This window comes from Pseudonocardia oceani, assembly GCF_019263585.2.
Classification (GTDB): domain Bacteria; phylum Actinomycetota; class Actinomycetes; order Mycobacteriales; family Pseudonocardiaceae; genus Pseudonocardia; species Pseudonocardia oceani.
In genome coordinates this window covers 4,974,349-4,987,748 of record NZ_JADQDF010000001.1, presented here as the reverse complement: position 1 = coordinate 4,987,748, position 13,400 = coordinate 4,974,349, and the positions used below count along the sequence as shown (strand labels likewise).

The following is a 13,400-nucleotide window of genomic DNA, read 5'->3' as shown; positions in this document are numbered from 1 at the left end:
TCCTGCCAGCCGGACGTCCTGCGGGACACCGGTCCGCGCACTACCGTCGGAGGGCGTGTGGCACGAGCCCCCGCCCTACGAGTCGGCGGTCGACCGCGCGATCCGGGAGGCCGCCGAGCGCGGCGCGTTCGACGACCTCCCCGGCAAGGGCAAGCCGCTGCCCCAGCTCGACGAGGACGAGCTCGGCTGGGTGCGGCGCTGGCTCGACCGCGAGGGCGTGTCGCCGGAGATGCTGCTGCCGACGCCGGTGCAGCTGCGCAAGGAGATCGACCGGCTGCCGCAGACGCTCACCACGCTGCGCCGGGAGGCCGACGTCCGCGACGCCGTCGCCGAGCTCAACCGCCGCATCGCCGAGCACCTGCGCCACCCGAGCGGGCCGCGGATCCCGGTGCGGCTCGTCGACGTCGAGCGGGCGGTGGAGCAGTGGCGGTCGGCGCGGGCGGCGCTGCTGCCCCCGCCCACGGCACCCGAACCCGAGCGTCCGGCGCAGATCCCTCGCCGGCGCACGTGGCGGCGGTGGTGGCGCCGCCGTTCCTAGAGCGGTTCGGCCAGGGCCGCCGGGCGCGCGGTGTTCGTCAGCGCCACCCCGGCGAGGATCAGCGCCCCGCCCAGCGCCTGCACCGGCGTGAGGAGCTGCCCGAGCAGCAGCCACGACGCCACGGCCGACACGACGACCTCCAGCAGCGCCACGAGCGAGCCGCGGGTGGCCCCGATCCGGCGCAGCGCGGCCACACCGGTGAGGTAGGCGATCACCGTCGAGACGACGACGAGCAGCCCCGCGGCCACCGGCCACCCGACGTCGACCCCGGCCAGGACGACGCCCGTCACCGACGGGTCGACGACGACCGGCAGCACCCCGACCAGGCCGAGCAGCCCGATCAGCACCGCACCGACGGTCATACCGACGCCGGCGAGCACGAGCGGCGGCGTGGCGCTGCTCGCGCGGTCGGCGATGAGGAAGTACGCGGCCTGGCAGACGGCGGCGACGAGCCCCCACACCAGGCCCTCGACGCGCAGCGCGGAGCCCGACCAGACCTCCACGACCAGCGCGAGCCCGACGAGCGCGACGCCCGCCCCGAGCACCGTCCGCGGCCCGGGCGGGGAACGGCGCACCACCCACACCCAGGCGATCACCAGGATCGGCCCGAGGTACTCCAGCAGCAGCGCGATCGCGACCGGCAGGTACTGCAGCGCACTGAAGAACGCGAGCTGCACGCCCGCCATCGCGAGCACGCCGTAGAGCAGCAGGGCGGGCCCGTCGGCGCGCAGGGCGCGGAGGACCCCGGGACGCGTGACGGCCAGCAGCACCAGCAGGATCGCCGCCGCCCCGCCCAGGCGCACCAGCACCGCGCCCGACGCCGACCACCCCGCGGCGGTCAGCGCGCCGGCGAACGGCCCGGACAGGCCGAAGGACAGCGCCGAGGCCAGCGCGAGCCCGAGGCCCGCGCCGGCCGTCGAGGCCGTGACGGGGGTGGCCGGTCCGGTCAGTCCTCCGCCCCGGTGCGCCCGACGAGCCCGGCCGCCGCGATCCCGGCCAGCGCGGCCGCCTCGTCGTTCGGCGAGGCGTCGCCGGTGACGCCGACGGCGCCCACCAGCGTGCCGCCCTCGTCGTGCACGACCACGCCGCCGGGCGCGGAGACCATCCTGCCGCCGGTCAGCGCCGCGAGCGTGGTGAAGAAGTCGGAGTCGTCGGCCACCCGGGCGCTGATGGCGCGGTTGGTCATGCCCAGCGCCAGCACCCCGTACGCCTTGGCCGTGGCCAGGTCGGGGCGCAGGAAGCCGGAGCCGTCCTGGCGGGCGAGCGCGACGAGCGCACCGCCCGGGTCGAGCACCGCCACCGTCAGCGGCTTGAACCCCGCCTCGGTGCCGTGCGCGAGCGCGGCGTCGACGATGGTCCGGGCCTGTTCGAGGGTGATCGTCACGCGGCGGAGTCTAGGCGGGCGAGCGCGATGAGGGGGATCGTGCGGTCGGTCTTGCGCTCGTACTCGGCGAAGCCGGGGCTGGCGGCCTTGATCTTCTCCCAGAGCTCGTCGCGCTCGTCGCCGACGAGCTCGGAGGCCTCGACGGTGAAGGTCTCGACGCCCACCTCCACGGCGAACCGCGGGTTGGCCCTGACGTTGTGGTACCAGTCGGGGTTGGTCGGCGCGCCGGCCTTCGAGGCCACGATGACCGTGCGGCCCTCGCCCTGCGGGAAGTGCACGAGCGGCGTCACGCGCTCGGTGCCGCTCTTCGCCCCGATGTGGTGCACCAGGATCATGTCGGCGCCCTCGAAGGGGCCGCCGACCCGTCCCTCGTTGGCCCGGAACTCCTCGATGATCTTCGCGTTCCAGTCGGTCATGTCGCTCCTCGCAGCAGCAGGATCCAGGCGGCCGTGACCACGGCCACGCCCGCGATCAACCAGAACAGCGCGGCCCACATTCCGCCCACGACGCCCGTCAGCCGGGCGAGCATGTCGGCGTCGGAGCTGCCGTGGCGGCCGCGGCGGCGCCCGCGCTGCAGCTCGCGCACCGCCCGCAGGCCCCCGAGCAGCAGGAACCAGCACAGCGCGGCGGCGAACCCGTCCTGCAGCCGGGGAGATCCGTAGAAGGACACGGCCGCGACGAGCGCCCCGGTGGCCACCACCGAGACCACACCGAAGAGGTTGCGGACGTGCACCAGCGTGGCCGCCAGCAGGACCAGCGCGGTCCACAGCGCCCAGTCGGCGTGGTCGGCGGCCACGAGCGCCGCGCCGCCGAGCCCGAGCAGCGACGGCGCCGGGTAGCCGGCCAGGAAGGTGAGCACGAGGCCCGGGCCGGCCGCGGCGCCGGTGGACACGGTGAGCCCTGAGGTGTCGGCGTGCAGCCGGATGCCGGTCAGCCCGCGCCCGGCCAGGACGGCGACGATCGCGTGACCGCCCTCGTGGGCGATCGTCACGACCGTCCGGGTCCAGCGCCACGACGTCGACCACAGCACCGCGACCAGGGCCAGGCCCAGCGCGAGGAGGACGACGGGGCGCTGGTCGACCATCGTGCCGAGCAGCTCGCCGAGATCACCCACCGGGCCAGTCTGTCAGTAGTCCATTGACCTTCCAGCGGCTGGAGACTCCAGGATGGCGCCCATGATGCTGACGATCGGGCAGCTCGCCGCCCGCACCGGCGTGCCGGTGCGGACCATCCGGTTCTGGTCCGACGAGGGGCTGCTGCCCGAGACCGACCGCTCGCGCGGCGGCTACCGGCGCTACGACGCCGCGGCCGCCGCCCGCCTCGACCTGGTCCGGACCCTGCGCGAGCTGGGCCTGGGCCTCGACGACGTGCGCCTGGTGCTGGAGCGCCGGCGCAGCGTCGAGGAGGTGGCCGCGTCCCACGTGCGCGCCATCGACGACCGCATCCGCACCCTGCGGACCCAGCGCGCCGTGTGCACGCTGCTCGCCCGCGGGCCCCACTCCCCCAGGAAGGCCGCACTGATGAACGATCTCGCCCGCCTCTCGGCCGCGAGCCGCCAGGAGATGATCGACGAGTTCATCGACGCCGCGTTCGCCGGCACCGACCCCGCCGCCCCCGGCGCCGGGATCGCCACGTCGATGCGCTCGCTGCCCGCCGAGCTGCCCGACGACCCGACCACCGAGCAGGTGGAGGCCTGGGTCGAGCTGGCCGAGCTCGTGTCGGACCCCGCGTTCCGCGCCCGGGTGCGCGAGATGGCGGTGGCCGGGTCGGCCGCCGGGCGCCCGCCCGCCGCCGACCCCGGTGCGGTCGCCGAGCACGCGGGCGCGGCGCTGGCGGCCGGGGTCGACCCGGCGTCGGAGCAGGCGCGGGAGGTCGTCGAGCGGATCGCCGCGCCCGGCGTCGACCGGACGGAGCTGGCGACCGCGATCACGGTCTTCGCCGACCGGCGGGTCGAGCGCTACTGGGCGCTGCTCGGGGTCCTCAACGGCTGGGACCCGTTCCCGCCGACCGTCCCGGCGTTCGAGTGGTTCGCCGAGGCGCTGCGGGCGCACCCCGCCGACTAGCCCCGGCGGGGCAGCGGTCAGTCGCGGCGGCCGCTGACCGCCAGTCCGGCGCCCATCGCGATCATGGTGAGCCCGCCGAGGCCGCCGACCCGGCGCAGCCGCGCCGGGGAGGTGGCGAACCAGTCGCGGGCCGCACCCGCCGCCAGCCCCCACGCCGAGTCGAGCACCGCCGCGAGCACCGCGAACAGCAGGCCCAGCACCAGCATCTGGCCGGTCGCGCTGCCCGCGCCGGTGTCGACGAACTGCGGCAGCACCGCGGCGAAGAAGATCAGCACCTTGGGGTTGGTGGCGCCGACGACCACGCCCTGCCAGTACAGCCGCCGGTCGAGAACGCCCGGGGCGGCGCCGAGCGCGGCGGCCAGGTCGCCGCGGTGGCGGACGGTCTGCACGCCGAGGTACACGAGGTAGGCGGCGCCGACGAGCTTGAGCACGGTGAACACCGCCACCGACTGCGCGGCGATCGCCCCGAACCCCAGCGCCACGACCACGACGACGAGCGCGGCGCCCGTCGTGTTGCCGGCGACGCTGGTCAGGGCGGCGCGGCGGCCGTGGGCCAGGGCGCGGCCGACGATGAACAGCACGCTGGGCCCGGGGACGACGACGAGCACGATCCCGGCCAGCGCGAACGTCACGAGCGTCTCGACGGAGGGCATGCGGGTGACTCAACCCCACGCCCCGGTTGCAGGAAAGCCACTTTCCTGCGACGTCGTTGCAGGAAAGTGGCTTTCCTGCAACGACGGGTGGGGGGTGGCGGGCGGGCGGGCGGCGGCGGGACGGCGGGGCCGGGGCCGGCGGGAGACGGCCGGGCGGCCGGGCTCACCAGCCGTAGAACACCCGCTCCACGACCGCGCGGGAGCGGCGGGTGACGCGGCGGTAGTCGTCGAGGAAGACCCCGGAGTCCCCGTCGGGCGGGTACCCGAGCGCGGCGGCCACGGCGGCGAGCTCCCGGCCCGACCGCGGCAGCTGGTCGCCGGGCTTGCCGCGCACCAGCATCACGGCGTTGCGGGCGCGGGTGGCCGTCGTCCAGCCCGCCGCGAGCTCGGCCACGTCCTCCGCGGCGAGCAGCCCGGCCTCCCCCGCCTCGCGCAGGCCGTCGAGGGTGGAGGTGGTGCGCAGCTCGGGCAGGTCGCCGGCGTGCTGGAGCTGGAGCAGCTGCACCGTCCACTCGACGTCGGCGAGCCCGCCCAGCCCGAGCTTGGTGTGCAGGCCGCGGTCGGCGCCGCGGGGCAGCCGCTCGGCGTCGACGCGGGCCTTGATCCGGCGGATCTCGGTGACGGCGGCGTCGGGCAGCCCGTCGGCCGGGTAGCGGATGGGGTCGATGAGTGCGACGAACCGGCGGCCGAGGTCGGCGTCGCCCGCCACGGGCCGGGCCCGCAGCAGCGCCTGCGCCTCCCACGTCTCCGACCAGCGCGCGTAGTAGTTGCGGTAGGACTCGAGCGTGCGCACGAGCGGCCCGGAGCGGCCCTCGGGGCGCAGGTCGGCGTCGACGACGAGCGCGGGGTCCGGGCTCGGTGAGCCCAGGCGCCGCCGCACGGTCTCGGCGACGGTCGTCGCGTACTTGACGGCCTCCTGGTCGCTCGCCCCGTCGACGGGCTCGCAGACGAACAGCACGTCGGCGTCGCTGCTGTAGCCCAGCTCGGCGCCGCCGAGGCGGCCCATGCCGATCACGGCGATCCGGGCGGGGCGGTCGGCGAGCCCCAGTGCCCGCTGCACCGACGCCAGCGTGGCCTCCAGCACCGCGACCCACACGCTCGACAGCGCCGCGCAGACCTGCTCGGTGTCGAGCTCGCCCAGCAGGTCGGCGCACGCGACGCGCAGCATCTCGTGGCGGCGCATCGAGCGGGCCGTGGCCGCGGCGGTGTCCGGGTCGTTCTGGCGGGCGACGGTGGTGCGCAGGGACGCGGCGAACTCGGCCGGGTCGCGGGTCAGCTCGTCGGGGCGACCGCCCGAGGGTGCGGCGAGCAGCCGCAGCACCTCCGGGGCGCGCACGAGCAGGTCCGGGACCAGCGCGGACGTGCCCAGCAGCCGCATCAGGCGCGAGACGACGAGGCCCTCGTCGCGCAGCAGGCGCAGGTACCAGGGCGTCGCGGCCAGCGCCTCGGAGACGCGGCGGTAGGCGAGCAGGCCGCGGTCGGGGTCGGGGCTCGCCGACAGCTCGTCGAGCAGCACCGGCAGCAGGGTGTGCTGGATCGCGGCGGCGCGCGAGACGCCGGCCGTGAGCGCCCGCAGGTGCCCCAGCGCACCCTCCGGCGACGCCCAGCCCAGCGCCGCGAGGCGGGCGGCCGCGGCGGGCTCGGACAGCCGCGCGGTGTCGGCGGGCAGCCGCGAGACCGCGCTGAGCAGCGGCCGGTAGAACAGCTTCTCGTGCAGCCGACGCACGCGGCGGGCGTTGCGCGTCCACTCCGCCAGCAGCACGCCGACGACGTCGTGGCGCCCGTCGGGCCGCAGCCGCGCGGCGCGGGCCAGCCAGCGCAGCGCGGCGGTGTCCTCGGCGGCGGGCAGCAGGTGGGTGCGGCGCAGCTTCTGCAGCTGCAGGCGGTGCTCGAGCAGCCGCAGGAAGCGGTAGGACGCCGCGAGGTTGGCGCCGTCGTCGCGGGCGACGTAGCCGCCGTCGGACAGCGCGGCGAGGGCCTCCAGCGTCGTCGGCGAGCGCAGCGCCTCGTCGGTGCGCCCGTGCACGAGCTGCAGGAGCTGCACGGCGAACTCGACGTCGCGCAGCCCGCCGCGCCCCAGCTTCAGCTCGCGCTCGGCGATCTCGGGTTTGACGTGCTCCTCGACGCGCCGGCGCATGGCCTGCACGTCGGCGACGAACCCGTCGCGCTCGGCGGCGTTCCACACCATCGGCGCGACGGCCTCGAGGTAGGCCGCGCCCAGCTCCGGGTCGCCCGCGATCGGGCGGGCCTTGAGCAGCGCCTGGAACTCCCACGTCTTGGCCCAGCGCCGGTAGTAGGACACGTGGCCGTCGAGCGTGCGGACCAGCTCGCCCTGGCGGCCCTCCGGCCGCAGGTTCGCGTCGACCTCGAAGCACGCCTCCCCCGCCACCCGCATCATCCGGGCGGCGAGCTTGGCGGCGGCCGGGTCGGCGGGCTCGGCGACGAACACGACGTCGACGTCGCTGACGTAGTTCAGCTCGCGCCCGCCGCACTTGCCCATCGCGATGACGGCCAGGCGCCCGTCGCCCGCGTCGGCGCGCTGCGGGAACGCCTCCGCGGCGGCCACCGCGATCGCGGCCTGCAGCGCGGCGGCGGCCAGGTCGGCCAGGTGCGCCGCGACCTCGTCGACCTCCAGCACCGCCAGCTCCGGCTCCCCCACCGCGGCCAGGTCGGCGGCGGCGAGGACGAGCAGCTCGTCGCGGTAGGCGGTGCGCAGGGCCTCGATCCCGGCGGGTCCGGTGAGCGCGGCCCGCCCGCCCTCGGGGCTGCCGGCGGGCGGGGCGTCGGGGTCGGCGCCGACGGCCGCGAGCAGCGCCCGCGGGTAGGACGCCGGGTCGGGCGCGCAGTCACCGGCGAGGCGGTGCCAGCGGTCGGGGTGGGTGACGAGGTGGTCGGCGAGCGCCGTCGAGCTGCCGAGCAGGCCGAACAGCCGCCCCCGGAACCCGGAGTCGGCGCGCAGCGCGGCGTCGAACGCGGGCCGGTCGGGCAGCTCGGCGACGAGGCGCTCGGCGCTGCGCAGGGCGAGGTCCGGGTCGGGGCTGCGCGCCAGCGACCACATCACCGGCTCCGCGCCCTCGACGGGCCGGTCGCCCGCCCACCAGCCGAGCTCGGTGAGCGTGGCCTCGGCCCAGGGCTCGGTGAGCCCGAGCCGTGCGAGCGAGGTCCCGGTGCGCGTCACGGCCCTGATCCTGCCTCACCGCGGGCGGTCCCGGGGCACGCGCCGCCGTCCCGACCCGACCCGGGCCCGGCGCGGCGGCCCGCGTCAGAGGAGGCCCGTCTCCAGCGCGGTCCCGCGTCAGGGGCGACGCAGCCCCGCCACCACCTCGCCCGCCTCGTAGCGCGCGAGCAGGTCGACCGCCGGGCACCAGCGCCGCTCCCAGCGCCCGCGCAGGGCCTCGATCCGTTCGAGGTCGGCCGGGCGCCCGGCCAGCGCGCGGGCGGCCACGTCGATGAGGTCGCCGGTGCGCCGGTGCACGCCGTCCTCGGCCAGGCCGTCCTGGGCCACGTACCGGTGCGCGGCGGCGTCGGGCACCGTCGAGCGCCCGGGCAGCGTGTCGTCGAGCGCGAGGCCGGTGAGCAGGCTGAGCAGCTCGCCGTAGAGGTCGGGGTCGGGGCAGGCGTCGAACGCCTTGAACTCGATGCGCCCGATCTCCGCGGGCAGCCGCGCCACCTGCGTCAGCGACGGGTCGCTGGGCACGTGCCCCTCCTCGGTCGCGAGGAACACCAGCGCCGCCGGGCGCGCCCCGGTGCGCAGGGTCGTGCGCGCCGACAGCCCGCCCCACGGGACGCCGTCGCGGAACGGCGAGGAGAACGACAGCGGCACCAGCCAGGGGCTGTAGTGGGTGAGCTTGCGGGCGACGTCGACGGGGTCGGCGAGGTCGGCGGCCGAGAGGTTGAGGTCCGGGCCGTAGGTGAGCATGTGCAGGTGCGCGGTGCGCTCCTCCGGCGAGCCCTGCCGGTGGGCCTCCTCCCAGGCGTTGAGCGGGGGCTCGATCGCGTAGTCCGAGCGCACCGGGTTGAACGCGACGACGCAGGTGCGCAGGTCACCGGCGGCCAGCGCGCCGTCGAGCAGGTCCTGGTCCTCGCGCAGCGCCGCGACCGCCTCCTCCACCGAGTCGTGGATCCGCGTGCGGATCTCCAGGCCCTTGGGGTCGCAGCGGACCAGCCCGCCGCCGTCGTCGAAGCGCTCGTACCCCTCGACGTACCAGCGCTTGCGCTTGATCCCCTGGTCGCCGATGCGCAGGCCCGGGTAGTCGGCGGCGTCCTCGGGCAGGGCGTCGACGACGCCCTGCAGCTCCTCGAAGGCGACGTCGGTGAAGTCGGCGAAGCGTCCGTCGGTGCGCACCAGCGCCACCTCGTGCTCGATGCCGTAGCGGAACACGTGCAGACCTCCGGGCTCGCGGCGCGCCCCCTGCGCGCCGCGGGGAAGGCTACCCTCAGCGACCGCTCAGGCACCCGTGGCGGAGAAGGCGATGCGCCCGGTGGCGGGATCGGCCTCCACGAGCCGGACGGTCGTCGTGACGCCCGCCTCGAGCGGCCCGTCGCAGCGCGCGAGCACCGGCGGGTCGGCCAGGAACACCTCGCCGGCGCCGCCGTCGGCCTCCGACGGGCGCAGCACGATCACGCGGAACTCCTCGCCGATCCGCCCGGCCAGCAGCGCGGCCTCGGTGCGGTCGACGCACGCACGGTCGACCTTGGCGGCCGTGGAGTCCGACGCGGCCATCAGCTCGGGCAGCACCGGCAGGGCCGTGCGCAGCCGGCCGGGCAGCTCCTCCCCCGCCTGCAGCGCGAGGCACACCTCGGTGCCGAACCGGTCGACGAGGCGCCGCAGCGGCGCGGTGACGTGCGCGTAGGGCTCACCGATCCCGCCGTGGCCCGGGTCCTGGGGCACCGGGACGCCCCCGGCGACGTCGAACGCCGTGTACCCGGCCCCACGCAGCAGGGTGGTGGCCGCGCGGCGCAGCGCGAGCGCGGGCGCGTCGTCCGGCGGGAGCCCGGCGAGCAGGGCCGCGACGGCGTGCACCGTCGGCTCGGTGCGGAAACCCAGCCCGGCCGCGGTGCGGGCGAACGAGGCGAGCGCCCCGGCGTCGGGCGCGGGCAGCGTGCGCAGCAGCCCGACCCCGCCCCGCAGCATCAGCGCGCCGGCCGCCATACCCGTGAGCAGCGAGATCTCGGCGTTCCAGGACTCGACGTCGAGGCGGGCGCGCACCCGCACCGTCCAGCCGCCGGCGCCGTCGGGCAGCACCTCCTGCTCGGGCAGCTCCAGCTCGAGCGCGCCGCGGGCCACGGCCAGCGCGCGGCGCAGGCGCCCGAGCTCGGGCAACGCGCCGATCGCGGGGTGCAGCGGCCCGCCGCCGTCGACGTCGGCCTGCACGCCCGCGTAGTCCAGCCGCGCCGACGAGCGGACGACCGCGCGCCGCACGTCGACGTCGGTGACCTCGCCCGCGGCGTCGAGCCCGATCGTCCACAGCACCGCGGCGCGCGGGCCGTCGGGCAGCAGCGACGCCCCTGATCCCGACGTCATGGGCTCCGACAGCACCGGCGGGTGCAGCGGCACCGAGCCGTCGGGCAGGTAGTAGGTCTGGCCGCGGCGGCGGACCTCGGTGTCGAGCGCGCCGCCGGGCTCCACGACGGCGCCCAGGTCGGCGATCGCGTAGTGGACGCGGAAGCCGTCGCCGACCCGGGCGACGCCGACGGCCTGGTCGAGGTCCTCGGCGCCGGGCGGGTCGATCGTCACCAGCGCGAGGTCGGTGGCGTCGAGCCGGCCCGGCGACGGCGGGCGCGACGCGGCGCGCGCCGCCTCGCCGAGCACCTCGGGCGGGAACCCGTCGGGGAGGTCGAACTCGGCGCGGATCGCGGCGAAGTCGGGACGCGCGGGAGCGGGCACGGTCGCAGCCTCCCACGCCCCCCGCGTGCGGCGCCGCTCAGAGCCAGCGCGGCAGCACCGGCGGCTTCTTCCCCTCCGACGTGCGCAGGTCCCTGCCCCGCGAGCGCCCGAGCGCCCAGCCCGCCAGCGAGGCCGCCGGGCCGTGCACCTCGGGACCGCTGCCGTCGCCGAGCACCCAGCTGCGGTCGGCGTCGGTGGTGGCCAGGCGCAGCGGCGGGCAGTCGGGCTTCGCGCCGACGACGCGCACGACGTCGGTGACGACCTCCACCAGCATCGGCACCGGCAGGTCCGACAGCGAGGCGCCGACGTCGAGGTCGACGGCGTGGATCCACATCTCCCGCGCCCGGATCCACGGGATGTCGGCGGCCGGGATCTCGACGCCCTGCACGTTCCGCACGTGCGCCGTCCACGCCTGCTCGGTCATCTCGCGCACGGCCACCGCGAGCCGGTCGGACGAGGCGATGACGTCGTCGCGGATCGCGGCAGGCGCGCGCGTGGCCCCCTCCTCGATGGCGGCGTCGCGGGCCTCGGCGCTGGCGTACGCGGGGGTCTCCACGCCGGTGCGGGCCCAGGTCAGCAGGTTGACCATGCCGTCGGCGTTGCGCGCGATGTGCGTCAGGACGTGCGCGCGGCTCCAGCCGGGCAGGCCCGACGGGGCCCGGAACGCGTCGTCGCCCATGCGGGACATGAGCCCCCGCAGGTGCGCCGCCCCGTCACCGGCCCACGCCAGCGTCTCCGCGAGGGAACGAGTCACCGCTTCTCCTTGCGGCAGGTGTTGCGCAGCTCCCCGAGCCCGGCGACCGAGGTGACGAGCACGGCGCCGTCGCTGAGGTAGCGCGGGGGCTTGCGGGCGTGGCCGACGCCGCCGGGCGTGCCCGTCGCGATGACGTCGCCGGGGTTGAGGGTGAGGATCTCCGACAGGTAGACGACCAGGTCGACCGCGCCGAACACGAGCTCGGCGGTCGTGGAGCTCTGCACCGTCTCGCCGTCGAGGACGGTGGAGATGGCCCAGCCGCTCTCCGGGCCGCCACCGGGCAGCTCGTCGGGCGTGACCAGCCAGGGGCCGATCGGCGTGGAGTGCTCGAACGTCTTGCCCTGCAGGAACTGGCCGGTGCGGCGCTGGTAGTCGCGCACGCTGACGTCGTTGAGGACGGTGTAGCCGGCGATGGCGTCCGCGGCCTGCTCGCGCGAGGCGTGGCGCACCGGGCTGCCGATGACGACGGTCAGCTCGGCCTCCCAGTCGACCTTGTCGGAGACGGCGGGCAGCACGATGTCGTCGTGCGCCCCGACCAGCGACGGCGCGTACTTGCCGAACAGCGTGGGGTACTCGGGCAGCTCGTTGCCCATCTCCAGCACGTGGTCGCGGTAGTTCAGCCCGACGCAGATGATCTTCTCCGGCGACGGGACGAGCGGCGCGTAGTCGAGCCCTGCCACCTCGTGGGACGGCCCGGCCGCCGCCGCGGCGTGCGCGGCCCAGTCCGGGCGCTCCAGCAGCGCGCGGACGTCGGCGTCGCCGGTCTCCACGGCTCCCGCGTCGTCCACCCGCACCGCACGGTTCCCCGTGGCGGTCCGGATCGTGGCCAGCCTCATCGCGTCTCCTCCGTCGTCGGCCCGGTGGGGGCCGTTCCGTTCGGAGGGAAGTCTCACCCAGCCCGCCCCCGGGACGCACCCGGGGGCGGATCCGGACGGGTCTACAGCGAGGCGTAGAGCGCCTTCTCGTAGTTCGCGTACAGCTCCAGCGCCTCCGGCGGCACGAACGGCAGGAAGTTGGAGTAGATCGACCCGCAGACCCCGGTCGTGGGGTCGACCCAGAAGTGGGTGTTGGCGAGCCCGGCCCACGCCCCGCTGTAGGCACGGCGCATCCCCGGGACGTCCTGGGTGTTGAGCAGCAGCCCGAGGCCCCACTTGTAGCCGGGGCCGGCGTTGAACTCGTGGGTGGCGGTCGGGTCGGCCGTCGGGATCGCCGGCGGGAAGTCGAGGTCGCCGATCTGGTTGGTGAACGCCTGGTCGACGGTGGCCTGCTGCAGGATCCGCACGCCGCCGAACTCGCCGCCGCCCAGCAGTGCCTGCTGGAACTTGATGTAGTCGCGCGGCGTGGAGTAGAGGCCGTGGCCGCCTGCGAAGTACTCCGGGGTCTGGTTGAGCTCGATGCCGGAGTCGACCCAGCCGTCCTCACCCTTGATGTGGACCGGCGTCAGCGAGTCCTTCCAGCCCTCGTTCAGCTGGAACGCGGTCTCGGTCATCCCGAGCGGACCGGTGATGCCGTCCTTGATCGCGACGTCGAGCGTGGTGCCGGCGGCGGCCTCGACGACCTTGCCCAGCCAGTCGGTGTTGATGCCGTAGACGTAGGAGGTGCCCGGGTCGGCGAGCAGCGGCGCGGTGAAGATGACGTTGGCCCCCGACAGCACGTTGGGCGTGCTGGTGGCGGCCTCCCACCTCACGAGGTCCTCGCTCCAGAACCAGTAGCCCAGGCCCGAGGTGTGCGTGACGAGCTGCTTGACGGTGGCCTGGCTCTTCGGGGCACGCAGCCGCGGCGTGTCGCCGTCCCAGCCGTCGAGGACCTGGACGTCGGCGAACTCGGGGCAGTAGTCGGCGATCGGCGCGTCGAGGTCCAGCGCACCCTTCTCGACCTGCTGCAGGGCGGCCGTCGTGGCCACCATCTTCGTCATCGACATGATCCGGAAGTGGGTGTCGACGGTCAGCGGGTCGTCCGAGCCGGCGGCGCGCGGCCCGGCCGCCCCCTCGTAGATGACGCCGTTGCGGTCGGCCGCGATGGCCGCGACGCTCGGGACGGCCCCGGCGTCGACGGCGGCCTGCAGCACCTGGTCGATGGCTGATCTGTCGGTGGACGAGCTCACGTGGCGCACTCCTCGGC

13 protein-coding genes are annotated in these 13,400 nt (G+C 76.1%); 2 read left to right on the top strand and 11 right to left on the bottom strand.

Translation table 11 applies throughout. The annotated features are described in order from the left end of the window. Positions 1 to 55 precede the first annotated feature (55 nt). Entirely contained in the window at positions 56 to 538 is a 483-nt protein-coding gene (locus I4I82_RS24850) for a DnaJ family domain-containing protein (RefSeq protein WP_226370244.1), read from the top strand. Here the strand turns inward: I4I82_RS24850 and I4I82_RS24845 are convergent. From I4I82_RS24845 to I4I82_RS24830, 4 genes are read right to left on the bottom strand one after another with little or no spacing between them, the layout of a single operon-like run. Beyond that, a complete protein-coding gene (locus tag I4I82_RS24845; protein WP_218591868.1) occupies positions 535 to 1,488 on the bottom strand; it encodes an EamA family transporter in 954 nt (317 codons plus the stop codon). The two genes, I4I82_RS24850 and I4I82_RS24845, sit on opposite strands and share 4 nt — an antisense overlap. Beyond that, positions 1,485 to 1,922, bottom strand: a complete 438-nt coding sequence (locus I4I82_RS24840; protein ID WP_218591862.1) for a GlcG/HbpS family heme-binding protein — start codon at positions 1,920 to 1,922, stop codon at positions 1,485 to 1,487. Before I4I82_RS24840 ends, I4I82_RS24845 begins: the two co-directional genes overlap by 4 nt. Next, the gene (locus tag I4I82_RS24835; RefSeq protein WP_218591863.1) at positions 1,919 to 2,338 is read right to left on the bottom strand and encodes a nitroreductase family deazaflavin-dependent oxidoreductase; all 420 of its coding nucleotides are present in this window, start codon (positions 2,336 to 2,338) and stop codon (positions 1,919 to 1,921) included. The genes I4I82_RS24840 and I4I82_RS24835 overlap by 4 nt, the downstream gene beginning before the upstream one ends. Continuing rightward, on the bottom strand, positions 2,335 to 3,036 hold the full coding sequence (locus tag I4I82_RS24830; protein ID WP_226370243.1) for a M50 family metallopeptidase: 702 nt from the start codon (positions 3,034 to 3,036) through the stop codon (positions 2,335 to 2,337). The genes I4I82_RS24835 and I4I82_RS24830 overlap by 4 nt, the downstream gene beginning before the upstream one ends. 61 nt (positions 3,037 to 3,097) lie before the next feature. Between I4I82_RS24830 and I4I82_RS24825 the strand changes: the two genes are divergently transcribed. Beyond that, positions 3,098 to 3,985: a helix-turn-helix domain-containing protein gene (locus tag I4I82_RS24825; protein ID WP_218591864.1), complete on the top strand. Its 888-nt coding sequence runs from the start codon at positions 3,098 to 3,100 to the stop codon at positions 3,983 to 3,985. 17 nt (positions 3,986 to 4,002) lie between these two features. On the opposite strand, the gene I4I82_RS24820 is transcribed toward I4I82_RS24825, so the two are convergent. From I4I82_RS24820 to I4I82_RS24790, 7 genes are all read right to left on the bottom strand, one after another. Further along, positions 4,003 to 4,638: a LysE family translocator gene (locus I4I82_RS24820; RefSeq protein ID WP_218591865.1), complete on the bottom strand. Its 636-nt coding sequence runs from the start codon at positions 4,636 to 4,638 to the stop codon at positions 4,003 to 4,005. 163 nt (positions 4,639 to 4,801) lie between these two features. Continuing rightward, on the bottom strand, positions 4,802 to 7,816 hold the full coding sequence (locus tag I4I82_RS24815) for a bifunctional [glutamine synthetase] adenylyltransferase/[glutamine synthetase]-adenylyl-L-tyrosine phosphorylase (RefSeq protein WP_226370242.1): 3,015 nt from the start codon (positions 7,814 to 7,816) through the stop codon (positions 4,802 to 4,804). 117 nt (positions 7,817 to 7,933) lie between these two features. Beyond that, entirely contained in the window at positions 7,934 to 9,019 is a 1,086-nt protein-coding gene (locus I4I82_RS24810; RefSeq protein ID WP_226370241.1) for a glutamate-cysteine ligase family protein, read from the bottom strand. A 66-nt stretch (positions 9,020 to 9,085) separates the two neighbouring features. Next, positions 9,086 to 10,525 carry an RNB domain-containing ribonuclease gene (locus I4I82_RS24805; protein WP_218590594.1) on the bottom strand — a complete coding sequence of 480 codons (1,440 nt, stop codon included), beginning with the start codon at positions 10,523 to 10,525 and terminating at the stop codon, positions 9,086 to 9,088. 37 nt (positions 10,526 to 10,562) lie between these two features. After that, the gene (locus tag I4I82_RS24800; protein ID WP_226370240.1) at positions 10,563 to 11,279 is read right to left on the bottom strand and encodes a maleylpyruvate isomerase family mycothiol-dependent enzyme; all 717 of its coding nucleotides are present in this window, start codon (positions 11,277 to 11,279) and stop codon (positions 10,563 to 10,565) included. After that, positions 11,276 to 12,115: a fumarylacetoacetate hydrolase family protein gene (locus tag I4I82_RS24795; protein ID WP_218590595.1), complete on the bottom strand. Its 840-nt coding sequence runs from the start codon at positions 12,113 to 12,115 to the stop codon at positions 11,276 to 11,278. The genes I4I82_RS24800 and I4I82_RS24795 overlap by 4 nt, the downstream gene beginning before the upstream one ends. Positions 12,116 to 12,216: 101 nt before the next feature. Next, positions 12,217 to 13,383 (bottom strand): serine hydrolase domain-containing protein, encoded by a 1,167-nt coding sequence (locus I4I82_RS24790; RefSeq protein ID WP_218590596.1) that lies wholly within the window; start codon positions 13,381 to 13,383, stop codon positions 12,217 to 12,219. Positions 13,384 to 13,400: the final 17 nt, after the last annotated feature.